Origin of the sequence: Burkholderia sp. L27(2015) (assembly GCF_009765705.1) — a bacterium.
In the GTDB taxonomy this organism is placed as follows: domain Bacteria; phylum Pseudomonadota; class Gammaproteobacteria; order Burkholderiales; family Burkholderiaceae; genus LMUX01.
In genome coordinates this window covers 219,612-245,092 of record NZ_LMUX01000020.1, presented here as the reverse complement: position 1 = coordinate 245,092, position 25,481 = coordinate 219,612, and the positions used below count along the sequence as shown (strand labels likewise).

The 25,481-nt window shown below is 59.7% G+C and carries 15 protein-coding genes and 1 pseudogene; 9 read left to right on the top strand and 7 right to left on the bottom strand.

The genetic code is table 11. The annotated features are described in order from the left end of the window. Nucleotides 1-24: 24 nt before the first annotated feature. Both rlmN and ndk read right to left on the bottom strand, forming a co-directional pair. Nucleotides 25-1,146 (bottom strand): 23S rRNA (adenine(2503)-C(2))-methyltransferase RlmN, encoded by a 1,122-nt coding sequence (rlmN, locus tag GSQ77_RS18050; RefSeq protein ID WP_158904152.1) that lies wholly within the window; start codon nucleotides 1,144-1,146, stop codon nucleotides 25-27. A 240-nt stretch (nucleotides 1,147-1,386) separates the two neighbouring features. After that, on the bottom strand, nucleotides 1,387-1,812 hold the full coding sequence (ndk, locus tag GSQ77_RS18045; protein ID WP_158904151.1) for a nucleoside-diphosphate kinase: 426 nt from the start codon (nucleotides 1,810-1,812) through the stop codon (nucleotides 1,387-1,389). A gap of 257 nt (nucleotides 1,813-2,069) precedes the next feature. Between ndk and GSQ77_RS18040 the strand changes: the two genes are divergently transcribed. Beyond that, nucleotides 2,070-2,771 carry a Bax inhibitor-1/YccA family protein gene (locus GSQ77_RS18040; protein ID WP_158904150.1) on the top strand — a complete coding sequence of 234 codons (702 nt, stop codon included), beginning with the start codon at nucleotides 2,070-2,072 and terminating at the stop codon, nucleotides 2,769-2,771. Between the two features lie 161 nt (nucleotides 2,772-2,932). Here the strand turns inward: GSQ77_RS18040 and lpdA are convergent, their stop codons facing one another. From lpdA to aceE, 3 genes are all read right to left on the bottom strand, one after another. Further along, nucleotides 2,933-4,747, bottom strand: a complete 1,815-nt coding sequence (lpdA, locus tag GSQ77_RS18035) for a dihydrolipoyl dehydrogenase (protein ID WP_158904149.1) — start codon at nucleotides 4,745-4,747, stop codon at nucleotides 2,933-2,935. Nucleotides 4,748-4,854: 107 nt separating this feature from the next. Then, a complete protein-coding gene (aceF, locus tag GSQ77_RS18030) occupies nucleotides 4,855-6,546 on the bottom strand; it encodes a dihydrolipoyllysine-residue acetyltransferase (RefSeq protein ID WP_158904148.1) in 1,692 nt (563 codons plus the stop codon). 71 nt (nucleotides 6,547-6,617) lie between these two features. Beyond that, nucleotides 6,618-9,308: a pyruvate dehydrogenase (acetyl-transferring), homodimeric type gene (gene aceE / locus GSQ77_RS18025; protein ID WP_158904147.1), complete on the bottom strand. Its 2,691-nt coding sequence runs from the start codon at nucleotides 9,306-9,308 to the stop codon at nucleotides 6,618-6,620. A 273-nt stretch (nucleotides 9,309-9,581) separates the two neighbouring features. On the opposite strand from aceE, the pseudogene GSQ77_RS18020 reads away from it, so the two are divergent. The 6 genes and pseudogenes from GSQ77_RS18020 to GSQ77_RS17995 all read left to right on the top strand — a co-directional run. Further along, nucleotides 9,582-12,035, top strand: a pseudogene (locus GSQ77_RS18020) (PAS domain S-box protein); the annotation flags it as partial. A 146-nt stretch (nucleotides 12,036-12,181) separates the two neighbouring features. Then, a complete protein-coding gene (gene fixJ, locus GSQ77_RS18015; RefSeq protein WP_158904145.1) occupies nucleotides 12,182-12,814 on the top strand; it encodes an oxygen response regulator transcription factor FixJ in 633 nt (210 codons plus the stop codon). A 387-nt stretch (nucleotides 12,815-13,201) separates the two neighbouring features. Next, complete coding sequence (folD, locus tag GSQ77_RS18010) at nucleotides 13,202-14,062, top strand: bifunctional methylenetetrahydrofolate dehydrogenase/methenyltetrahydrofolate cyclohydrolase FolD (protein WP_158904144.1); 861 nt, start codon at nucleotides 13,202-13,204, stop codon at nucleotides 14,060-14,062. Between the two features lie 237 nt (nucleotides 14,063-14,299). Beyond that, nucleotides 14,300-16,420 (top strand): M3 family metallopeptidase, encoded by a 2,121-nt coding sequence (locus GSQ77_RS18005; RefSeq protein ID WP_158904143.1) that lies wholly within the window; start codon nucleotides 14,300-14,302, stop codon nucleotides 16,418-16,420. 387 nt (nucleotides 16,421-16,807) lie between these two features. Continuing rightward, nucleotides 16,808-18,190 (top strand): autotransporter strand-loop-strand O-heptosyltransferase, encoded by a 1,383-nt coding sequence (locus GSQ77_RS18000; protein WP_158904142.1) that lies wholly within the window; start codon nucleotides 16,808-16,810, stop codon nucleotides 18,188-18,190. A 101-nt stretch (nucleotides 18,191-18,291) separates the two neighbouring features. After that, nucleotides 18,292-21,225, top strand: coding sequence for an autotransporter outer membrane beta-barrel domain-containing protein (locus tag GSQ77_RS17995; protein WP_158904141.1), 2,934 nt, complete (start codon nucleotides 18,292-18,294; stop codon nucleotides 21,223-21,225). A 51-nt stretch (nucleotides 21,226-21,276) separates the two neighbouring features. Here GSQ77_RS17995 and GSQ77_RS17990 read toward each other — a convergent pair whose 3' ends face one another. Further along, nucleotides 21,277-22,161, bottom strand: coding sequence for a sterol desaturase family protein (locus tag GSQ77_RS17990; protein ID WP_158904140.1), 885 nt, complete (start codon nucleotides 22,159-22,161; stop codon nucleotides 21,277-21,279). Nucleotides 22,162-22,415: 254 nt separating this feature from the next. Between GSQ77_RS17990 and GSQ77_RS17985 the strand changes: the two genes are divergently transcribed. Both GSQ77_RS17985 and xth read left to right on the top strand, forming a co-directional pair. Continuing rightward, nucleotides 22,416-22,844 (top strand): 2,4'-dihydroxyacetophenone dioxygenase family protein, encoded by a 429-nt coding sequence (locus GSQ77_RS17985; protein ID WP_254067685.1) that lies wholly within the window; start codon nucleotides 22,416-22,418, stop codon nucleotides 22,842-22,844. Between the two features lie 237 nt (nucleotides 22,845-23,081). After that, nucleotides 23,082-23,858: an exodeoxyribonuclease III gene (gene xth / locus GSQ77_RS17980; RefSeq protein WP_158904138.1), complete on the top strand. Its 777-nt coding sequence runs from the start codon at nucleotides 23,082-23,084 to the stop codon at nucleotides 23,856-23,858. Nucleotides 23,859-23,943: 85 nt separating this feature from the next. Here the strand turns inward: xth and ntrC are convergent, their stop codons facing one another. Beyond that, complete coding sequence (ntrC, locus tag GSQ77_RS17975; protein ID WP_158904137.1) at nucleotides 23,944-25,452, bottom strand: nitrogen regulation protein NR(I); 1,509 nt, start codon at nucleotides 25,450-25,452, stop codon at nucleotides 23,944-23,946. Between the last annotated feature and the right edge of the window lie 29 nt (nucleotides 25,453-25,481).

The following is a 25,481-nucleotide window of genomic DNA, read 5'->3' as shown; positions in this document are numbered from 1 at the left end:
GACCTGCGACGTATGAATACACCGTCATGCCGGATGCACCTCGATAACGCCTTTGCGTGCGCGTTGCGCCAGGCGGGTACGGTCTTGCACTGCACCGGCCAGCTGTCCGCACGCGGCGTCGATATCGTCGCCGCGGGTTTTGCGCACCGTAGTAATCAAGCCTGCATCCATCAGGATTTGCGCAAACTGTTTGATACGTTCATTCTTGGAGCGCAGCAAACCTGATTCGGGAAACGGGTTAAACGGAATCAGATTGAATTTGCACGGAACGTCGCGTGTCAATGCGACCAGCTCGCGTGCATGTTCGTCCGTGTCGTTAACGCCGTCAAGCATGCAGTATTCAAATGTAATAAAGTCGCGCGGCGCCACCTTCAAATAACGCTGGCACGCGGCCATCAACTCGCGTAATGGATATTTTTTATTCAACGGCACGAGATCGTCGCGCAGCCCGTCGTTAGGGGCGTGCAGCGATACGGCCAGCGCCACCGGCAGATCGGCACCAAGCCGGTCCATCATCGGCACCACGCCGGAAGTCGACACCGTGACGCGGCGACGCGACAAACCATAAGCGTTGTCATCGAGCATCAGTCGTAACGCCGGCAACAACGCATCGTAATTCAGCAGGGGCTCGCCCATGCCCATCATCACGACATTGGTAATGACCCGGTTCGAGGCCGCCTCGCCTGTACGGGTTTTACGCAAAGCGAATTCGGCCATCCACAGTTGGCCGATGATTTCCGCGGTGCTCAAATTGCGGTTGAATCCCTGCTTGCCGGTCGAGCAAAACCGGCAGTTAACGGCGCACCCGGCCTGCGACGACACGCATAGCGTCCCGCGCGACTCTTCGGGAATGTACACCGTTTCGACGGCATTGCCGTTGCCGACGTCCACCAGCCATTTGCGGGTGCCGTCGGTTGAAATATTGTCACTGGCCACGAGGGGCGAGCGGATCTGCGCGCGTTGCGCAAGCTTGCTGCGCAACGACTTGGCGAGATCGGTCATTGCATCGAAGTCGGCCGCACCGCCCTGGTGTATCCAGCGCTGCAACTGCTTCGCACGAAATGCTTTTTCGCCGAGGCTCGCACAATAAGCGGCCAGCCCGTCAGCGTCGAAATCGAGCAAATTGACGGTTTCAGCGTTCGTCATATCGAATATCCTGGCTAGAGGGCCCTACCGGACGACTGAGGTCGGCTGGGGTCGACTGGGATGAAGATGCGCAGTCTCATATGCGCTCACTCGCCAGAAACGGCGGACTGAAAAAAGACCTGCGCACCTTGCAAAACACACACTGCGCGCAACCGTGCGCGCAGTGGGAGACGTAGACGGGCTGGCCATCATCAAAGTGACGATGGCCAGCCCGCGATACACCCCGGAGCGTCTGTTATTTTAACGCGAATAAACGTTGATTTCCGGGAAGAAAAAGCTGATTTCAACGCGGGCAGTTTCCGCTGCGTCCGAACCATGAACCGCGTTGGCATCGATGCTGTCGGCGAAATCGGCGCGGATGGTGCCCTTCTCCGCTTTCTTCGGATCGGTCGCGCCCATCAGGTCGCGGTTTTTCAGGATCGCGCCTTCGCCTTCCAGCGCCTGGATCATCACCGGGCCGGAGATCATGAAATCGACCAGATCCTTGAAGAAGGGCCGTGCTGCGTGAACAGCGTAGAATTTTTCAGCATCAGCGCGCGACAAATGTGCCATCCGAGCTGCGATAATCTTCAAACCAGCGCCTTCGAAACGTGCGTAAATCTGACCGATGACGTTCTTTGCCACTGCGTCAGGTTTGATAATCGAAAGGGTGCGCTCAATCGCCATAAAAACTCCGAAAAATTAGGGTGTTACGGTGGTAAATGAATCTGGCATTGTAACATGAACGAAGGTATCATCGGAATGGAACCTTACGTCCCCGTAAGGCTCGAAGTCAATGTAAATGCTAGACCATGACGCTATGATGAAGGTCGCCGCCAACACTGGCGAGCGGCGGCTCCGAGCAGGGCAACGCTCCATCGAAATGTCGCGTAGTATTAATTTCGCCGAGACAGTTTTTCAGCTTTATTTTGCAAGGAGCAAACATGAGCGATTTCCGCAGTTATGACGTCAGCCGCGCCGGCGGCGTCACGACAGTGCAGGCCCGTAACAAGGTGCTGCGCAATACGTACCTTCTGCTGGCGCTCTCGATGATTCCGACGGTGCTGGGCGCATGGATCGGCGTCGCCGCGGGGCTCACTACCCTGATGGCGGCTAGCCCGGGTAGCAGTTTCCTCGTCTTCATGGTGGTTGCATTCGGCTTTATGTTCGCGATCCAGCGCTTCCGTAACAGCGCTGTAGGTGTCGTGCTGCTGCTCGCGTTCACGTTTTTCATGGGCTTGATGCTTTCACGCATGATCGGCTACACGCTGGGCTTCTCGAACGGCGCATCGCTCATCATGATGGCGTTCGGCGGCACCGCGGTGATCTTCGGCGCCATGGCCACCATCGCAACGGTCAGCAAGCGTAATTTCGCAGGCTTGTCGAGCTGGCTGTTCATGGGCGTCATCATCCTGTTGCTGGCTTCGGTGGCCAATATCTTCCTGCACCTGCCGGCCCTGATGCTAACCGTGTCCATACTCGCGATCGTGATTTTCTCGGTGTACATCCTGTTCGATGTGCAGCGCGTGGTCAACGGCGGCGAAACGAACTACGTGACGGCGACCTTGGCGATTTACCTCGATCTGTATAACGTGTTCGTCAACCTGCTGGCCATTCTGGGCATCTTTGGCGGCAACCGTAACTAAGTAGAAGAATAGCCCGGAGGGATTACCCGCCAGGCGTTGCTTGCAGCTGCCCACACGCTGCAAGCAACAAAAAGGGCCGCGAATAAATCGCGGCCCTTTTTTTAAACACCGGCAGAGTAAAACCCGGGTTCACCTAACCCCGGGGTACCCTGCTGGCGCCCTTACTTCTTGCGTGGCGGCGGCAAATCGGTACACACGCCGAGGAACAACTCGGCGGCCATGCCGATCGATTCGCCCAGCGTGGGATGCGGATGTATCGTCTTGCCGATATCCTCGGCATCCGAACCCATCTCGATCGCGAGGCAAACCTCGCTGATGATATCCCCGGCATTCAGCCCGACGATGCCACCACCGATCACGCGATGCGTCTCGTGATCGAACAGCAGCTTGGTGAACCCCTCGTCGCGACCGTTGGCGACCGCGCGACCCGACGCTGCCCACGGGAACACGGCCTTGCCATATTGGATACCCTCAGCTTTGCATTGATCCTCGGTTTTACCTGCCCAGGCCACCTCGGGATCCGTGTAAGCCACCGACGGAATCTGCAGCGCATCGAAATACGCCTTTTCACCCGCCGCGACCTCTGCGGCCACATGGCCTTCATGCACCGCTTTATGCGCAAGCATCGGCTGGCCGACGATATCGCCGATAGCCAGGATATGCGAAACATTGGTGCGTTGCTGCGCATCGACCTCGATAAACCCGCGATCAGTCACCTTGACGCCGGCCTTCTGCGCACCGATCTTGCCACCATTGGGCGAACGGCCCACGGCCACGAGCACCAAGTCATAACGCTGCGGACCATCGGGTGCTTTCTCGCCTTCGAAACTGACCCAGATACCGTCGTCCTTGGCTTCGGCCGACGTGGTGCGCGTTTTCAGCATGACCTTCTCAAAGCGCTTGGCGTTGTACTTCTCCCAAACTTTGACGAGATCGCGATCGGCGCCGGCCATCAGGCCATCGAGCATTTCCACTACGTCGATGCTCGCGCCCAGCGTCGAATACACCGTGGCCATTTCCAATCCGATGATGCCGCCGCCTATCACCAGCATACGCTGGGGAATTTGCCGTAGCTCAAGCGCGCCGGTCGAATCGATGACGCGCGGATCTTCCGGCATGAACGGCAGTTTCACCGCCTGCGAGCCCGCGGCAATAATCGCGTTCTTGAATTTGACGACCTTGCGGCCTTCCGCCGTTTCGACCTCGATGTGGTACGGATCAACGAACGCACCGACGCCGGTCACGACCTCGACTTTGCGCCCCTTGGCCATGCCGCTGAGGCCGCCGGACATTTTGCCGACCACGCTCGTTTTGAACGCGCGCAGCTTGTCGAGATCGATCTGCGGCTTGCCGAACGTGATGCCGTGTGCAGCCAACGCGGCCGCTTCGTCGGTCACCAGCGCCGTATGCAGCAGTGCCTTGGAAGGAATACAACCGACATTCAAGCAGACGCCGCCCAACGCTGCGTAGCGTTCGATAAGCACTGTCTTGAGGCCCAGGTCGGCGCCCCGGAAGGCGGCGGAGTAGCCGCCCGGGCCGGAGCCCAGCACGACCAGATCGCACTCGATGTCGGCGCTGCCGGTAAAGCTCGCGCCCGTCGGAGCAGCGGTATCGCGAGATTCGGCGGCCGCTGCAGCGGGTTGAGCGGCAGCGGGTTTCGCCGCAGGCGCTGCAGCAGATTCGGGCTTCGTTTCAGCCTTGGGCGCAGCGTCCTTGGGCTTATCCGCGGCCGCGCCACCTTCGGCTTCCAGCATCAAGATCACCGAACCTTGCGAGACCTTGTCGCCCACCTTGATTTTCAATTCCTTGACCACGCCTGCCGCGTCGCTCGGCACTTCGATCGACGCCTTGTCCGATTCCAGCGTCAGCAGGCCCTGCTCCTTGCTGATCGTATCGCCGGCTTTAACGAGTACTTCAATTACATCCACATCTTTAAAGTCGCCGATGTCCGGCACCTTGACTTCGATGAGACTCATGGCAGGCTCCACTTAATTGTTCGATGACGCTCGATGCGCTCGCATTCCGCGCGCAAAAACGCTGCGCCCGCGCTGAAGATCGCACGGTCACGCAGCGCGCCAGTTAGTTACAGCATGACGCGGCGGAAATCCGCCAGGACTTGCGCAAGATGAGCGTTGAAGCGTGCCGCTTCGGCGCCGTCGACGACACGGTGGTCATACGACAGCGACAACGGCAGGATCAGCCGGGGGACGAATTGCTTGCCATCCCATACCGGTTGAGTACTGCTGCGGCCCACGCCGAGGATACCGACTTCCGGCGCATTGATAATCGGCGTGAAGTAGGTTCCGCCAATGCCACCGAGCGACGAAATCGAGAAGCAGCCGCCTTGCATCTGATCTGGCTTGAGCTTGCCATCACGTGCAGCCTTGGCCAGTTCCGACGTTTCCTTGGCGATCTCGAATACGCCTTTTTTATCGGCGTCGCGCAAGACGGGAACCATCAGTCCGTTGGGCGTATCAGCCGCAAAACCAACGTGGAAGTACTGCTTGTAGACCAGGTTGTCGCCGTCCAGGCTGGCATTGAAGCTCGGATGCTTTTTGAGCGCCGACACGCAAGCCTTGATCAGGAACGCCAGCATCGTCACCTTGACGCCCGACTTTTCGTTTTCCTTGTTCAATTGAACCCGGAACGCTTCAAGGTCGGTGATGTCCGCATCTTCGTTATTGGTAACGTGCGGAATCATCACCCAGTTGCGGTGCAGGTTCGCGCCCGAAATCTTCTTGATGCGCGACAGCGGCTTCGGATCGATCGGACCGAACTTGGCGAAATCGACCTTGGGCCACGGCAGCAAGTTGAGTTCGCCGCCACCGGTGACCGCGCCCGAGGCTGCAGCAGCCGGTTTTTGCGACGCCACGACCACGCCCTTGACGAAGGCACGCACATCGTCCTGGGTGATCCGCCCTTTCGGCCCGGTACCCGCCACACGGCCGATCTCGACACCGAGCTCGCGGGCAAACTTGCGCACCGACGGACTGGCATGACTGATCGAGCCTCGCGCCTCGACCGCTGGCGCATCCGCCGTGCCCGTCGAGGCCGGCGCCGGGGCGCTTGCAGTGCTGGCAGACGGTGCTGCAGCGGCTGCAACTGGTGCAGCAGCCTGTGCCGGCGCCGCGCTCGCAGCAGCGGGCTTAGCCGCCGCCGCTTTGCCTGCGGCCTCGAGGATCACGATCAGCGTACCTTCGGCCACCGCATCGCCAACCTTGACCTTGATTTCCTTGACCGTACCCGCTTCCGGGCTCGGTACGTCCATCGTGGCCTTATCCGACTCGAGCGTGATCAACGATTGCTCTTTCTCGACCACATCGCCGACCTTGATCGAGATTTCGATCACGGGCACGTCTTTGTAGTCGCCGATGTCCGGGACTTTCACTTCTATCGTGCCGCCGCCTGCTGCGGCAGGCGCTTCTTCGACCTTCGCTGCAGGTTTTTCGGCTGAATCAGCTGGGGGCTTATTGGCTGAATTATCGGCCGGCTTTTCAGCGGATTTTGCCGCGGGCTTCTCGGCAGCCTGCGCCGCTGCGCCCTCGAGAATCACGATCAACGTACCCTGCGACACCGGGTCGCCGGCCTTGACTTTGATTTCCTTGACGGTCCCGGCTTCCGGGCTGGGCACATCCATCGTTGCCTTGTCGGATTCGAGCGTAATCAACGACTGCTCTTTTTCGACGACGTCGCCCACCTTGACCAGTACCTCGATCACCGGAATACCGGTGTAGTCACCGATGTCCGGTACCTTGATTTCAATCGTTTGACTCATTTCAGCGTGTCTCCTGTGCAAAAGGAGCGTGCGCGACCGCTCGGACTGCGCACGCTCCCTTCGAATTGGCTTTAGACCGTCATCGGGTTGGGTTTGGACGGATCGAGCTCATACTTGGCAATCGCTTCCGCCACGCGGCTCTTCGGCAACACGCCGTCATCGGCCAACGCATTGAGTGCCGCCACCGCGACCCAGCGCCGATCCACTTCAAAGAAGTGACGCAGGTTTTCACGCGTATCCGAACGACCGAAACCGTCGGTGCCCAGCACCACATAACGATTGGGCACAAAGGCACGGATCTGCTCGGCAAAACCGCGCACATAATCGGTTGCGGCAATCACGGGACCCCTGGCGCCCTTGAGCAGCTTGCCGACATGCGATTCTTCGGCCGGCTGTTCCGGATGCAGCATGTTGCGTCGTGCCACGGCCTGGCCATCGCGCGCCAGCTCGGTAAAGCTCGGGCAGCCCCACAGGTCGGCTTCGACGCCCCAGTCATCCTTGAGCAGCGTGGCCGCAGCGATCACTTCATTGAAGATCGTGCCCGAACCCAGCAACTGCACGCGCGGCGCCTTGTTGTCGGCTGCGCCCTGGCGGAACGCGTACATGCCCTTGATGATGTCCTGTTCGCGGCCCTCAGGAATGGCCGGATGCTCGTAGTTCTCGTTCATCACCGTCAGGTAGTAATAAACGTCTTCCTGCTCTTGCACCATGCGGCGCAAGCCGTCCTGCACCACGACGGCGAGCTCGTAGCCGAAGGTCGGGTCATAGCTGATGCAATTCGGGATCGCGCCCGACCACAGATGCGAATGTCCGTCTTCATGCTGCAAGCCTTCGCCATTGAGCGTCGTGCGCCCAGCGGTGCCGCCGAGCAGGAAACCGCGCGAACGCATGTCGCCAGCCGCCCAGGCCAGGTCGCCGATACGCTGGAAACCGAACATCGAATAGAAAATGTAGAACGGAATCATCTGCTCGCCATGCGTCGAATACGACGTGGCTGCGGCGATCCAGTCGCACATGGCGCCCGCTTCGTTGATACCTTCCTGCAAGACCTGCCCGGTTTCGGACTCCTTGTAGAACATCAACTGGTCGCTGTCTTCCGGAATGTATTTCTGACCATCCTGGTTCCAGATGCCGATCTGACGGAACAAGCCTTCCATGCCGAACGTACGCGACTCATCGGGCACGATCGGAACGATGCGTTTGCCCAGGGCCTTGTCCTTGAGCAAGATATTCAAGATCCGCACGAACGCCATCGTGGTGGAAATTTCTCGGCCCGCACCCGTGCCTTTGAGCACTGGTTCGAACACGGCCAGATCCGGCGCCGGCAGCGATGCCGCTTTCTGGCGGCGCGTGGGCAGATAGCCGCCCAGCTCCATGCGTCGATCGCGCATGTAGGCCAGTTCCTTGGAGCCGTCTTCGAACTTGAGGAACGGCACCTCTTCGATCGCTTCGTCGGAGATCGGCAGGCGGAACTGGTCGCGGAATTTCTTCAGTTGCTCGACTGGCAATTTCTTCTGCTGGTGCGTGATGTTCATCGCCTGGCCCGACTCGCCCATGCCGTAACCCTTGATGGTCTTGGCGAGAATCACCGTCGGCTGGTTCTTGGACTGCGAAGCTTCGTGATACGCAGCGTAGATCTTGTGCGGATCATGGCCACCGCGATTCAGGTTCCACACGTCATCGTCGGACCAGTCGGCGACCAGAGCCTTGAGCTCAGGCGTGTTGAAGAAATGTTCGCGCACGTACGCGCCGCTTTCGGATTTGTACGTCTGGTATTCGCCGTCCACCACTTCCATCATCCGGCGCATCAGCGCACCGGTCTTGTCGCGCGTAAAGAGCGCGTCCCAGCGGCTACCCCACACCACCTTGATGACGTTCCAGCCCGCACCGCGGAACTCGGATTCCAGCTCCTGGATGATCTTGCCGTTACCGCGCACCGGACCATCGAGGCGCTGCAGGTTACAGTTGATGACGAACACCAGGTTGTCGAGCCGCTCGCGACCGGCCATGCCGATTGCACCGAGCGATTCCGGTTCGTCGGTTTCGCCGTCGCCCAGGAAAGCCCACACCTTGCGGTTTTGCCTTTGAATCACGCCGCGATGTTCCAGGTACTTCATGAAGCGCGCCTGGTAAATCGCCATGATCGGGCCCAAGCCCATCGACACCGTCGGGAATTGCCAGAAATCGGGCATCAGCCACGGATGCGGATACGACGAAAGACCTTCGCCGCCCACTTCCTGACGGAAATTGACCAACTGGTTTTCGCTCAGCCGGCCCAACAAAAAGGCGCGTGCATACACGCCCGGCGAGGAATGGCCCTGCACAAACACCAGGTCGCCGCCGTGCTTGTCCGACGGGGCGTGCCAAAAGTGGTTGAAGCCGACGTCGTAAAGCGTCGCGGCCGAGGCAAACGAGGCGATATGGCCACCGACGTTCGTGTCCTTGCCGGCACGCAGCACCATCGCGAGCGCATTCCAGCGCGTATAGGAACGAATCTTGTATTCGATATCCTGGTCGCCGGGGATTTTGGCCTGCAGGCTGACCGGTATCGTATTGATATAGGGGGTGTTGGCGGAAAACGGCAAATGCTCGCCGTGCACGCGAGCAAATTCGATTTGCTTCTCAATCAGGTAATGGGCGCGATCGGGGCCGGCCGCACTTAACACACCTTCGAGTGCTTCTAGCCACTCTGCAGTTTCCTGGGTGTCGTCGTCATGCGCGACGCCAACGTACTTCAGTACTTCCTCGGGTACGGCGGACATGCTGGTCTCCTGATTGAGGGAACGCTTTATAGGTGAACGTCGCCCGCGTCACTTTCTTTGTATGAAAACAATACGGTTGGCGCCAATCTTGAGCGGATTGTAAATACCTGTCCAACCCTCTGGCAAGGGAAATTTTCAAATCACGAGATGCCATCTCACAATGTGATAAATTGCTGCGGCGCAACGTATTTTGCGACACATTAAACCCGTTGGATTCAAGCTGGACACCGCTTTCCAAGGTTCTTCCTGCAAGTGCTGCGCTACAATACGGGCATGCTGAATCGCCGCCTTTTCTCCCGTCGACGCAGGCCCTTTCCGGCCTCGTCCGCCTTTACTTCAACGCACAATCGCGCAAATCGCGGGCAACCGGGGTCGTGGCGCGCCAACTCCTACCTGCTGACGCCACTTATCTCGATTATCGTGTTTCTGGTGGTGATGAGTCTGATTTTGTGGAGCTTGAATCGCCACGAAGAGCAGCAGCAACAAGACACACTTTATCGGAATGTGGCCTGGGCGCAGCAACAAATCCGGCTTTCCATGACCAATGCCCAGGAGCAGCTCGCGGCACTTGCGCGCGACATCGCGGCCGGGCGTCAGGATCAGAGCAGCTTCACCACGTCGGCCAACAATTTGCGCCAGACCCACCCCGAGATCATCGGCCTGAACTGGATCGACGATAGCGGCAAGTCGCACTGGCCCACGATGCCGGCGCCGGTCATTGGCGGCAAGCTCACGCTACCCGACGCCAGCCTGATTGCCAGCTCGCTACTCAACGGTTTCGACCAGGCGCGCAATTCACGGCGCCAGATTTATTCGGCCTTGCTTTATGACGATCTGGGTAAAGGGTACGTCACCTTGCAAACGCCCATTTTCCGCGACCGGCAGTTTCTCGGTTCGATCTCTTCGGTGTTTGCCATCGAAGGGATCCTGGCCTACGAGTTGCCGGCCGAGCTCTCGTCCAAATACAAAATCACCATCACCGACGAAAACAGCCGCGAGCTGGCCACTTCGTCGAGCCGGCCGCGCCTGCCGCACGACGCGTTTTACGACTTGCCGCTGGACCCGCCCGGGCATGGCATCTCGGTTCGCGTGTACGCTTACCCGCAGGCCACCAATTTCACCAATAACACGCTGGTATGGCTGATCGCCGGACTCTCTTGCTTCGTGCTGTGGAGCTTGTGGAGCCTGTGGAAACACACGCGGCAGCGCTTCGAAGCGCAGCAGGCGCTGTATGCCGAGGCGTTCTTTCGGCGTGCGATGGAAAATTCCGTGCTGATCGGCATGCGCGTGCTCGATATGACTGGCCGTATCACCCACGTCAACCCGGCCTTTTGCCGGATGACCGGCTGGGACGAGGCCGACCTGGTCGGCAAGACCGCACCCTTCCCCTATTGGCCGCGCGACAACTATCCGGAAATGCAACGCCAGCTCGACATGACGCTGCGCGGCAAGGCGCCATCGAGCGGGTTCGAACTCAAGGTACGCCGCAAGGACGCGTCGTTGTTTCACGCGCGTTTGTACGTATCGCCACTGATCGAAAGCACCGGGCGCCAAACCGGCTGGATGTCGTCGATGACCGATATCACCGAGCCCAAGCGCGCGCGCGAAGAATTGGCCGCCGCGCACGAACGTTTCACCACGGTGCTGGAAAGCCTGGATGCGGCCGTGTCGGTGCTGGCCGCAGACGAAGCCGAATTGCTATTCGCCAACCGCTACTACCGGCACCTGTTCGGCATCCGTCCGGCTGGCCACCTCGAGCTGGCCGGCGCCGGCTTCGACGTGGCGCAGGCGTCGAGCGACTCGATCGATATGGTCGACGCCTATGCGGGCCTGCCGGCCGCGGCGCTGACCGAAACCACCTCGGACACTCACGAGGTCTACGTGCAGAGCAATCAGAAATGGTTCGAAGTGCGGCGCCAATATATTCAATGGGTAGACGGGCATCTGGCCCAGATGCAGATCGCCACTGACATTACGACGCGCAAGCAGGCACAGGAATTGGCGCGCCAGCAGGACGAGAAACTGCAATTCACCAGCCGCCTGATTACGATGGGGGAAATGGCCTCCTCGCTCGCGCATGAATTGAACCAGCCGCTCGCCGCCATCAATAATTACTGTTCGGGAACCGTGGCGCTTGTCAAGGCGGGCCGCACTACGCCGGAAAGCCTGTTGCCGGTGCTGGAAAAAACCTCGCAGCAAGCGGTGCGGGCTGGCATGATCATCAAGCGCATCCGCGAATTCGTCAAACGCAGCGAGCCCAAGCGACAGCCGGCCCAGGTGGCCGATATCGTCGCCGACGCCATTGGCCTAGCCGAAATCGAAACGCGCAAGCATCGCATGCGCATCGTGATCGACCTGCGCGCCCGGCTGCCTATCATTTATGTCGACCCGGTGCTGATCGAGCAGGTGCTGATCAACTTGCTCAAGAATGCTGCCGAAGCCATGCATGCCCATAAGCCCGACGCCGTCGACCCGGTGATACGCGTGGTGGTGCGGGACCACGGCGAGACGGTACGCATCAGTGTGATCGACCAGGGGCCAGGCGTGGACGAATCGATCGCCGAACGCCTCTTCGAGCCGTTTTACAGTACCAAATCAGATGGCATGGGAATGGGTTTGAATATTTGCCGATCTATCATAGAGTCGCATCGGGGCCGCTTGTGGGTCGAGAACAACGTAGAATCCGATGGCACTGTGCTAGGTTGCACCTTTAACGTCAGTTTGCCCACTTCTGCAACAGGCGAAGCCACGCCGCCAGCAGGTAGTCCGAATGCATCATCGCGTGAACCGCATTTGCATCCAATGAACGAAGCCGGTAACAAGCCGGCTTCGGACTCGAACGCACCGACACTTCAAACCGCCACGGGAGATTTATGAGCAGCCAAGTCACCATGCAAGAGACCGTTTTCGTTGTTGACGACGACGAGGCGATCCGCGATTCGCTGCGTTGGCTTCTCGAAGCCAACGGCTATCGGGTGCAATGCTTCTCGGGCGCAGAGCAGTTTCTGGACGCCTACAAATCGGGACAACACGCCAGCCAGATCGGTTGCCTGATTCTGGATGTCCGGATGTCCGGTATGACCGGCCTCGAGTTGCAGGAAAAACTGATCGCCGAAAATTCCACCTTGCCGATCATCTTCGTGACCGGCCACGGCGACGTGCCGATGGCCGTCTCGACGATGAAAAAAGGCGCGATGGATTTCATCGAAAAGCCGTTCGATGAGGCTGAACTGCGCCGCTTGGTCGAACGCATGCTCGACAAGGCGCGCGCCGAAAGCGCCGACGTCCAGCAACAGCGCTCGGCCACCGAACGCCTGAGCAAACTGACGGCGCGCGAGCACCAGGTGCTGGAGCGCATCATCGCCGGGCGCCTGAACAAACAAATCGCCGATGACCTCAGCATCAGCATCAAGACGGTCGAAGCGCATCGTGCCAACATCATGGAAAAACTAAGCGTCAACACGGTTGCGGACCTGTTGCGTCTGGCACTCTCCAGAAAGTCGTAAGCTACCTTCGTACCCGTAAGGCCGCGGCGTGGTGCTGCGGCCTGGGTTGTAAGCGCAGCGGGTCCGCGCGGCTCATTGGGCCGACAGATTTATTTCCGGACGATTCCTGGATCTATTTCCCCCGCCGCGCCCTGAGCCGATTCCGTGCCTCGCTTGGGCGCCTGTCTGCGCGCCCGATTGCCCTGTCTTGACGGGGTTGACGACGGGTTTAACGTGAGCTCGACCGCGGGTTCCACAAGTTTAGCGGGCTTGATTTGTGCGATTCGATCCACATCTAAGCTATACGTGCGATTCCCTTGATTCGCGTTTTTACGCCGGCCCGAGTCAGCGCTTGCTCGAATCCTGCCACCTTCCGCCAGCACTTTTTCTGATGCATCCGCCTCTACCATGACTGCCAAACTCATCGACGGTAACGCCCTCTCCAAACACTTGCGCAGCGAGGTCGCGCAACGTGCCGCAGCGCTCACTGCGCGTGGCACACAGCCCGGCCTTGCAGTGCTGCTGGTGGGCGAAAACCCCGCCAGCCAGGTGTATGTGCGCAACAAGATCAAGGCTTGCGAAGACAACGGCCTGTATTCGGTGCATGAACGCCTGAGCGCGGACCTGAGCGAGGCGGCGCTGCTGGAGCGCATCGCCGAGCTTAACGATGACCCGCGCATCCACGGCATTCTGGTGCAGTTGCCGCTGCCGCCGCACATCGACAGCCACAAGGTCATTGAAGCGATTGCCCCGGAAAAGGACGTCGACGGCTTTCACGTCGCCAACGCGGGGGCTTTGATGACAGGCCAGCCACGTTTTCGACCGTGCACGCCGTATGGCGTGATGAAGATGTTCGAGTCCGAGAAAATCGCATTGAGCGGCGCCAATGCGGTCGTGATCGGGCGCTCGAATATCGTCGGCAAGCCTATGGCCTTGCTGCTGCTGGAGGCAGGTGCCACGGTCACGATCTGCCACTCCAAGACGCGCGATATCGCCGCCCATACTCGCACCGCCGATATCGTGGTGGTGGCCACCGGCCGGCGCAATATGCTCACGGCCGACATGGTCAAGCCGGGAGCGGCTGTCATCGACGTCGGCATGAACCGCGACGAGGCGGGCAAGCTATGCGGCGACGTCGATTTCGCGGGGGTCAAGGAAGTGGCCGGCTTTATTACGCCCGTACCCGGCGGTGTCGGTCCGATGACCATCACGATGCTGCTCGTGAATACGCTTGAAGCCGCGGAACGAGCTGCAGCAGGGAGGGTCTGATAAAGGCGCTGCGGCTGGCTGGCCTAGGCTGTCTCTCTCCGGGCCGAGCCAAGCCCCGGCCACGCCGGGGCAGCTCTTCCAGGCCGCGCCAGGCCAGCTCTATTCCGGCGCCGCACCCGCTCTCGACCTACCCTATTACGCTTTCCCTAATCGCCGTCTTTAGCACAATCAATTGGATTGCCACGCGCGAGAGTCGCACACTAGACATAGTCGGCAACCATCGTCATCAGGATTCCCATGAGCCCAATACCCAATCAAGCCAACGACGCGGTCATCCGTCAAACTAACCCGCTGCTCGATTTCAGCGATTTGCCTCAATTTGCCGCGATCCGTCCGGAGCACGTCACGCCGGCCCTCGATTTACTGTTGGCCGATGCCAGCGCCGCAGTGGCGCGTGCGAGCGATGCGCAGACCCCCGCCACCTGGGATGCCATCGTTGAATCCGTGGAAGGTGCAACCGAGCCGCTGTCGCGCGCCTGGGGCATCGTCGGCCACCTGAACGCGGTGGCCGACACCCCGGAGCTGCGCGCCACGTATGGTGAAAACCTGCAGCGCATGACGGAATTCTGGAGCAATCTCGGTCAAAACCTGGCGCTCTACGAAAAATATAAAGGCGTTGCCGAATCGCCCGAATTCGCGACGCTCTCCCCGGCTCGCAAAAAGATTATCGACAACTCATTGCGCGGTTTTCGGCTGTCCGGCGCCGAACTGCCAGAGGCCGATAAGCCGCGCTTCGCCGCCTTGCAGGAACGCCAGGCTGAATTGGGCAAAGCGTTTTCGGACCACGTGCTCGACGCAACCAATGCCTACGCCTACCTGAGCGAAAACGAAGCCGAGGTCGACGGCTTGCCCGAAGATGCGCGTGAAGCCGCCCGGCTCGCCGCGCAAAAAGACGGTAAGCCCGGCTACAAATTCACGCTGCATTTCCCTTCCTATTTTCCGGTCATGCAATACGCGGGCAACCGAACGCTGCGCGAGACGCTCTATCGCGCCTATGCCACACGCGCCTCCGAACTCGGCGCCCACTACGGACAAGGGCAAGCGGACTGGGACAACACGGCCAACATCAGCGAGCAGCTCGCACTGCGGCGCGAAGAGGCGCAGATGCTCGGCTACGCGAATTTCGCGGAAGTGTCGCTTGCACCCAAGATGGCCGAATCGCCGGCTCAAGTCATCGATTTTCTCGACGACCTCGCCCGTCGGGCGCGCGCGCACGGCGAACAGGACTGGAACGAGTTGCGCGAATTTGCCGCCAGCGAACTGGGCTTGAGCGACTTGCAGCCCTGGGATACGTCGTTCGCCTCGGAGCGCCTGCGCGAAAAGCGCTATGCGTTTTCGGAAAATGAAGTCAAACAATATTTCCCGGAACCGGCGGTGCTGGCCGGGCTGTTCCGTGTCGTCGAAACGCTGTTCGGCGTGACCATCCGCCCGGACCAAGCGCCGGTATGGCACCCCGACGTGCGCTTTTTCCGCGTCGAATCGGCGGCAGGCCAGTTGGTCGCGCAGTTCTATCTCGACCTTTACGCGCGTGAAGGCAAGCGTGGCGGCGCGTGGATGGACGACGCGCGCTCGCGTCACAAACATAGCGATGGCCGCGTGCAAACGCCGGTGGCTTATCTGACCTGCAACTTCTCCGCACCGATGAACGGCAAGCCGGCATGCTTCACGCATGATGAAGTCATCACGCTGTTTCACGAGACCGGGCATGGCTTGCACCACATGCTGACCCGCGTCGATGATATGGGCGTATCGGGCATCAATGGCGTGGAGTGGGACGCTGTCGAACTGCCATCGCAATTCATGGAGAATTTCTGCTGGGAGTGGGATGTGCTCAGCGCGATGACGGCTCATGCCGAGACCGGCGCGCCTATGCCACGTGAGCTGTTCGACAAGATGATCGCCGCCAAGAACTTCCAGAGCGGCTTGGCCACGTTGCGCCAAGTCGTCCTTTCCAGTTTCGATATGCGCTTGCATACCGATTTCGATCCGAGCGGTGCGCTCAGCGTGAATGACCTGGCGCGTGAGATCAACGAGCATTACCACGTGATTACGCAAGCGCCGTTTTCGCGTTGGCCAAACACGTTCTCGCATATTTTTGCGGGCGGCTATGCAGCCGGGTACTACAGCTACAAATGGGCTGAGGTGTTGTCGGCCGATGCCTACGCGGCCTTCGAGGAGGCCGCCTTATCTGGTGCCGGTACCGGCAGCGTGCTGGATGCCGAGATCGGCGCGCACTACCGGCGCGAGATTCTCGAAGTAGGCGGTAGTCGTCCAGCGATGGACTCGTTCAAAGCGTTCCGGGGCCGCGAGCCCAGCATCGACGCGTTGTTACGCCATAACGGCATGACTCAAACGTAATAACTCAGACGTAATGACCCAGCGGTAGGGCCTGAAAAACTTCTGATTCAATCACAAGCATCGCACGCTCCACTGTGCGCAACCGTACGAAGCGGCGCTACCGAAAGGTGCGCCGCTTTTTTGTATGGTGCGATCGCCATGCTGCGCTTGCCGTTCGTGCAGCCGTTCGACAAGGACCCTGGCGGTCATAACGCCAGCATGGGCTCAGGCGATGTTTTTCGGGAAAACTATTGAGACAATGAAGGAGTCCGTAGGTTGTTGCGAAATCCACAAAATCATACTAAATAATGATTTGTATAACGAATAAATACCTAGAATTAACCTAGACAAAACTCGAACCGCCCATTTTCTCAAGTTGGCATCTGGGCGGTAACGGAGCGAACTCAGATGACTCAACTCGTCGCTACCGACACAGCACCGGCCGATTTACCGTGTCCGCCGGCCATGCCGCAACCGCCAGTCCAACCCCGGCTCCACTCCTCCGCAACAGCATGTGCCTGTGGTTCGTCCGAGCCTGACACCACCGTCGCGCTCGGCGGCACCGACGCCCAAGACAAACCTGTACCCGCTGTTTCTCATGGCTACCGCATCGATCCGGGGCCGGTCGAGTTCCCCGTACCGGGAACTCAAATTCGCTACGACTTCCACTACGGCGCACGCGTTCAGGTTGGCAGCGATCTCGTGCGCGTCAGGCTGATCGATCTCGATGACGATGTCACGCTATACGACGACGAAGGGCAAAACGTGCTCGTCACCAGCACCAAACGCTACTACGTCCGTTTTCGCATCGAGGTGCTACGCGAGGGCAAGTTGTTGTTCGAACACAATTACGATGCGCGGCACCGCAATGTGTTGATCAAGCTGCCGGTCGGCACCCTGGGCGACGCGTTGGCATGGTTTCCTTATGCCGAAGAGTTTCGCCGCAAACATGCTTGCAAGTTGTATTGTGCCGTTGCGCCCGAGATCGCCGAGCTGTTCAAAGAGTCCTATCCGCAAATTAACTTTGTGCTGCCCGATGCCCAGGTAGCCGAATGTTATGCAACCTATCACCTAGGCATCTTCTTTCCTTGCGACGACCGCGCGCACCAACCGGTCGACTTCCGGGTGGTGGGTTTGCACAAGACGGTCGGCTATCTCTTGGGTGTGACGCCGGCCGAGGTCAAGCCCATCGCCAAGGTATCGGATCCGCGCCGTCGTATTGCCGAGCCCTACGTGTGCATCGCGGCACAAGCTTCTACCCAGTGCAAATACTGGAACCATCCGACCGGCTGGCTCGAAACCGTTAAATTCCTCAAGCAACTCGGCTACCGCGTGCTGTGCATCGACAAGCAGCCGGCGCATGGCCACGGTCTGTCGTGGAATCTGATTCCCTACGGCACGGAAGATTTCACCGGCGACTTGTCGTTGCAGGAGCGCGCCAGCGTGCTGCTGCATGCCGACTTCTTCGTTGGACTGTCCAGCGGCTTGTCATGGCTGGCTTGGGCGGTGGGTACGCCGGTCGTGATGATCAGTGGTTTTACGCATCCCATCAACGAATTCGCTACGCCTTACCGCGTGATCAACTACCACGTGTGCAATAGCTGCTGGAACGATACGCGCATCGAGTTCGTCCACGACGACTTCATGTGGTGCCCGCGCCATAAGGGCACCGAGCGGCAATTCGAATGCTCGCGCTATATCACCCCAGGTCAGGTCAAAGCCGCCATTCAACAACTGCTCGCCGATCGCCGCGATCGGTTGGCACCCCAAGAGGCGCGACCGAGCCGATAGCCAGCATGAACCGCACGAGCGGAAATTAGACCGATCGCATTACCGCGCTAAACAGACACAGCGCAATGTCGTAACTTTCTCCATCTTTGGGGGACCTAGTCATGCCCACGCAACCTGTAAGTTCGCAGCTCGACGGCTCGCCGAATTGTTGGGTCTGTTTCGGCAGCGACAATAACGGGGCGTTTCCGACTCGACCCGTGGCTGCTGCGGTCTTGATGACGATACCGTTGTGTACGCAACAGGCATGGGCTCAGGACGTGGTTTCCGGTCAGGTCGCCATCAGCGCGATCGTTAGCAATAACATGTTTCAAAACGTGCTCAGTGGCGGCACGGCTTTCTTCACATCGACGTTCAATCTTGGCCGTCAGCAGATATCGTTGGGTGGGCTAGCGAGCGGCACGGTAATTTTTAGCGGGGGCGCTCAAAGTAATGGCGGACTTGCGATGGCCACGACGGTATTCCTTGGCGGGCAACAAGCTATTTTGTCGGGCGGCGTGGCAAGTACTACGGTGCTCAACGGCGGAGCGTTGGTTATTCTTGCCGGTGGCGTGGCGAGCGGCACGATAGTCAATAGCGGTGGCGGTATCGCGGTATCTTCCGGTGCGACGGTAATTGGCACTGCAGTGAATAGTGGGGTGCAGATCGTCGTGAACGGAGGTAGCTCAATCAGCACGACCATTCTTCGCCAGGGTAGCGAACTTGTCAGGGGGGTGGCTAGTGCGACGGTGCTCAATGGCGGTTCGCAATTTATTTCGTCAGGTGGTGTGGCGAGAGGCACAGTCGCCGATGGCATTTTTAGCTTTCAGGATGTGGGTCCATCTGGAACTGCAATTGGCACCCTAATTGCCAACACCGGTCAACAGACTGTCGAGTCTGGCGGTTTGGCCATCAGCTCAACCGTCTCCAATGGTGGCGTCCAAAGCGTGGCGGGGCTCGCGAGTGCGACACTCGTCGATAGTGGCGGCCTCCAGGTAGTGGTCAATGGGACTGCCGTATCGACTACCGTTGTCAATGGTGGTCAGCAATTCGTCGGATTCGGAGGCGAGATCGCGATCGCGAGCGCGACGCTCGTGACTGGGAATGCAGAGCAGTTCGTTGTTTTCAACGGCGTTGCGGTATCGACCACGGTAGGCGGCGGTGCGGCAGGGAGTCTACAATCGGTGACGCCTGACGGAGTGGCTGTCTCGACCACGTTGCTCAACAATGGCCTGCAGGACGTGGAGGGTGGTATAGCGTCAAACACCGTCATTTCTGCGGGTGGTATTCAAGTTGTTCGAGGCATCGGGGGAACCGCTGGCATTGCCGTCTCAACAACGATCGGTGCGCTCGGGGAAGAACGTATTAGCGCAGGCGGCTCAGCAAGCGACACAGTCGTGGGTAGCGGTGGTCTGCAGACCGTCTCGTCCGGCGGTCTCGCGACCAGCACGACAATTTCTGGCGGTGGGCAGCAAACTGTATCGGCAGGCGGCATCGCTAATCTGACTACGGTCAATAGTGGCGGCGCGGAAATCGTGTCCACAGGCGCTGTGGCCAATAACACGGTGGTTAATAGCGGCGGCGGGTTGATGGTTGCATCGGGCGGCACAGCCAACCGAGCCGTGATTGGCGCGCAAGTCGATGCGGTCAACGGGGCGATCTTCTCCGATACGCAAATCGCGGCGGGCGGCCAACTGAACACCTACACCGGTTCGCTCATCGGCGGCATCACGACCATTGCCGGCACACTCGCGATCCAGGACACCAACGAGCAATTCGGCACCCTCACGCTTGCCGGGGGCACCCTTCAGTTCGGCATGGCGAACACCCAGCCTGCCTCGTTCATTTCCGCTACCGTCAATACCTTGGACGGCAGCGGCGTGGTTTCGATGAGAACGGACGTGGCCGCACAGACCGGCGACTTCCTCACCGTGAACAATGCGCAAACCGGTCAGCAGGTTGACGTGCATGACTATTACGACGGCCGCGCCCTCGATCCCACGCAGCGCCTAAGGCTCATCAGCGCCGCCGGTCCCGGCGTGTTCACCCTGGTGAACGGCGCCACCGATGTCGGTGCTTATCAATACGGGCTCGTTAATCAAGGGGGCGATTGGTTTTTGTTCAATCTCGGCACGCGCACCGAGACCGCCGACTCCGCGCAAGCCGCAGCACAGGCCGCCAGTTTGGTCTGGTACGGCGAACTGCAGCCGCTCTATCGGCGCCTGGGCGAGTTACGGCTCAATCCCGCCGGCGACGGCGTGTGGGCGCGTACCTACGGCGATTCAGTGCACGTCACGCCGACCAACGCGGTCGGTGTCAACATCACCCAATACGGCGTGGAGGCCGGCGTCGATCACCGCTTCGCCACGGATTTAGGCGCGTGGTACCTCGGCATGGTGGCCGGTACCGGCTGGGTCAACCAGACCTTTGCCAACAATACCGGCACCGGTAGTGCCACACCGTGGACCATAGGCACCTATGCGACTTGGCTGTCCAACGCCGGCTGGTACGGCGACTTCGTCGTCAAATACAACAACATCGATCAGAAGATCAGTACCACCGCCGCGGACGGCCAAGGCGTGAGCGCGAGCTATCGGCAAAACGGCTACACGTTGTCGGCGGAAGGCGGACGCCGCTTCGAGCTTGCGCAGCGCTGGTTTGTCGAGCCGCAGGTCGAGCTGACGACCATCCATTACGGTGGCGCCTCCTACACGACCAGCTATGACGGCACGCTCGTTCACGTCGACAGCGGCAACGCTTCGCTCGGGCGCGTCACGCTGCGCGTGGGGCGGCAGTTCGAGACGCAGTGGCAAGCCAGCCCGCTCAAGCTCGAGCCCTATGGCGAGGTGTCGTTCATCCGGCAGTTTCAAGGCGGATCGGATGTCTCGGTCGACGGCACCACCCTGAACAGTACTGCGCCGGGCGACCGCGGCCAGCTTACACTGGGCGTCACTGCACAGTCGCGCAACCTGCAGCTCTATACCGCGTTTTCGTATGCTCGAGGCCAGCATTACGAGCAACCCTGGTCGTTCGATATCGGTCTGCGCAAGACCTGGTAACCAGCGAACGAGTATGACTCACTGGTGGTTACCTGATCGAGACGGCCCGAATCAAGTCTCCGGGGATTGCGTCAACACGTTGACCTCGTCGGCCGGTTCGCGATCTCTTGCGGACCGGCGGCGCGCAAACGGCCACGACAACGCCTGCCACAGCGTCGCCGGCTTACGGCTGGGCATCAGGCCTATTTCGCAAAACTCGCCCGGTTCGGGCCTTAAAGCGGTGCCGAATAGCAGATCCCATAGCGGCAGCATGTCGCAAAAATTCTTGTCGTAATGACGCGGATCGCGCGAGTGGTGAAGCCGGTGAAACTGCGGCGTGCTAAGCCACGCCCAGCCGCGTCCCAAAGAGAGCGGTACGTTCATGTGGGCGATCATGTGATTGAGAAAAAACACCAACGCGACCACGCCTGTCGCCGCGGGTGGCACTTTCAGCAAGATGCCCGCGACCGGATAGACAAACAGCGCCTTGAGCACGAATTCGAACCAGTAGTGCCGGTAGGTCAGCGTGACGTTGTAGGTTTCCTCGCTGTGATGCAGCTCGTGCATCGCCCACATCCACGGCAGCGCGTGCTGAACCCGATGGAATAAATATTCGAGCAAATCGGTCACTATCCACAGGGTGAGCACGGCCGCCGCGAAACCCAAGCCAGTCGGGGCAAAGTGGATCCAGCCGCCGCCAAAATACTGAACCGCCGAAAGCGAACCCGCGTAAGTCAGAGGTTTCAGCAACGTCAGACACGCGCCGGCGAGCAGCGCATACATCACGTTAAATCGAGTCGCGGCTTTCGGTTGCGATTTTTCCAAACGCCCTAAGCGCTCGATCGCCATCCCAAGCGCAATCCCTACTAGCGAAACGAGTGCGTAATCCCCGAAGTCATGGGCATACGTATTCAGATAAGCGAAAAAGCGATGCGCAAGGTCACCCCACGGCAGCATATCGAGTCCTCGCTCATTGATAGCAACACTGCATTACGGCAGGGATACGGCCTCTAATGCACCTCGCCGCCCTCGCCCCTCTTGATCAACGACTGTATCATCCCGGAAAGCAGGATGCCTATGTGACGTATTTTCGCGATCGCACACCGACAGTCACGCGAGCCATCCGCAGTTAGCCGGGGGACATATCAATGTACAGTTTTTCAGAGATAGAAACGACCTGTCTTGACGACAATGCAACACCCTGGATCCCTATGTCGCGCAACCAACCCGGGATCGAAATCAAATATTTCCGCATCGATCCCGTGCGCGGCGAATTTATCTGTGCCTTGAGGATGCAGCCCGGCGTCAGCCTGCCCGCCCACCATCATACCGGCACGGTCATCGTCTATACGCTACAAGGCGAGTGGAAATACCGCGAGCATGATTGGGTCGCGAGAGCGGGCAGCGTTGTATTCGAAACGGCGGCATCGCGTCATTCGCCTGAGACCCTGCCTGACTCGGGTGTCGTCGTTACCTTCAATGTGGTGAGCGGCGAGTTGCTATTCCTTGGCTCGGAAGGCCAACTGATAGGTACGGAGAACTGGCGGACCTCCGCGCATCGCTATTTGAAATTTTGCGAGCGCAACGGCGTGGCGACGCGCGATTTGAGCGGTCTGAGCCTGTCCCGCCCGTTTGCCTGAGCCGTGCCTGACCTGTGCCTGACCTGTGCCTAAAGCCGCGACCGCCCTCGGCGCCGCACCGCGGTGCGGTATCATGCACGCCAATAGCCAGCCGGGGTGCAGGCAATCGGCAATACGGTGCGGTGGCACCGCGCAATACAGTGCCGCGACGCCGTGCCATATACAGGGCGCCCTAAGGCTTTTCTCTTAACGCGCAGCCAGCTAAGCTAGACGCGCTTCAACCGGGTTTTGCATCGCATGAAAATCGCTACGTGGAACGTAAACTCTCTAAAGGTGCGCCTGGGCCATGTGCTGGACTGGCTGGCGCAAAGCGGCGTTGACGTCGTGTGTCTGCAAGAACTGAAGCTGACCGACGATAAATTTCCGATCGCCGAACTGGCTGCTGCCGGCTTCGCCAGCGTGTTCACCGGCCAGAAAACCTACAACGGCGTCGCTATCCTGGTACGCGACACACTACCGATCGATAACGCCACCGTTTCCAAGAACATTCCCGGTTTCGAAGACCCGCAGCAAAGAGTGATTGCTGCAACCGTAGCCGGTCGGCGCATCATCTCCGCTTATTTTCCGAACGGCCAGGCGCCCGGTACTGATAAATTCGCCTACAAACTGCAATGGCTGGCGGCGCTTCAAGTCTGGATCACCGCCGAGCTCGAACGCCATCCCGAATTGGCGCTATTGGGCGACTTCAATATTGCGCCCGAAGACCGTGATGTACACGATCCCAAAGCATGGGAAGGCCAGAACCTGGTGTCGCCCGAAGAGCGTGCGGCGTTTGCCGGGCTGATCGCACTCGGTTTCACCGACACCTTCCGCCTGTTCGAACAACCCGAGCGTGCTTTCAGTTGGTGGGATTACCGTATGCTCGGGTTCCGCCGCAACGCGGGCATGCGCATCGACCACATCCTGACTTCGCCGGCGCTCACACCTGCCGTGCTCAGTTGCCATATCGACAAAGTGCCGCGCGGATGGGAGCAGCCATCGGATCACGCACCGGTGACGGTGGAATTGAAATGACGCGCTGAAATAAAAACGCCGAACCTCGTTGCAGAGGTCCGGCGTTTCAAAAGTCGAGCTCACCCGTCGAGCCAACATCACGTTCTCACGGCTCCAGATCCAGCTCCTGAATTTTGCGTGTAATCGTGTTGCGGCCGATACCAAGCCGTTCGGCCGCTTCCACCTTACGGCCGCGCGTGAAGTCGAGCGCCTCGCGTATCACGGCGGCCTCGAAACGCCGTGTCATCAGATCCATGACCTCAGGCGAGCCGTCGCGCAGCAGCTTGCCCACTTCGCTGCGTAAAATCGCCTCCCAACCGCCGGCGGCACCGGGCGCACGAACCTCGCCAGCCGACGCGGCAATCGCCGCACCACCCTGCGCGCTGTCTGCCAAGCGCACGACATCGCCACTTGCGCCTGGTAATTCGTTGGTCGTCATCGACAGGTTTGCGCCCGCCGAAGCGTCACGCAAATCGGGCGGCAAATCCTTCACTTCGACCGTTTGCGCCGGTGCCATCACGGTCAACCAGTTGCACAGGTTTTCCAACTGGCGCACGTTGCCGGGGAATGACAGCGACGACAGGTAAGCCAACGTGTCGTCCGTCACCCGCTTGGGCTCAACGCCCAGTTCACGCGCGCTTTTTTGCAGGAAGTGCCGCGTCAGCAAAGGGATGTCTTCACTGCGCTCGCGCAATGCAGGCAGACGCAGCCGTATCACGTTAAGCCGGTGGTACAAGTCTTCGCGAAACAGGCCCTGGCGCACGCGGTGCTCGAGGTTTTGATGCGTCGCGGCGATGACCCGCACATTCACGCGCAGCGGGTTGTGACCGCCCACGCGATAGAACTGACCGTCTGACAGCACGCGCAACAACCGCGTTTGCAGATCGAACGGCATATCGCCGATTTCGTCGAGAAACAGCGTGCCGTTTTCCGCCTGCTCAAACCGCCCTTGACGCATCGCTTGCGCGCCGGTGAAGGCACCGCGCTCATGACCGAACAGCTCCGACTCGAGCAAATCTTTCGGAATGGCCGCGGTATTGAGCGCGATGAACGGCCCGCTCGCGCGCGGGCTATGCCGGTGCAAGGCGCGCGCCACGAGCTCCTTACCGGTGCCCGATTCCCCGGTAATCATCACGGTGGCGCTGGAGTTCGAGAGGCGTCCAATCGCGCGAAACATATCCTGCATGGCCGATGCCTGACCGAGCATCTCCGGTGTTTCGTTGACGCGCTCTTCGTACGCATGCTCGCCGCGCAAACTTTCCTCGACCGCGCGCCGGATCAACTCGACCGCCTTGTCGATATCGAACGGCTTGGCCAGGTATTCGAACGCCCCGCCCTGGAACGCCGCAACCGCGCTATCGAGGTCCGAGAACGCTGTCATGATGATCACGGGCAGCCCGGGAAACTGCTCGCGCATATGTTGGAGCAGATCGAGTCCTGAGCCGCCTGGCATTCGGATATCGGATACCAGTACTTGCGGGCTATCGAACTCCAATGCCGCCATCGCGTCGCGGACATTGGCGAAACTGCGCGTCGCAAAATTCTCGCGGGCCAGGGCTTTTTCAAGCACCCAGCGTATGGATTGATCGTCGTCTACTATCCAGATAGGCTTCATAAATTGTCAGGTGAGATCTCGGTCAGCCG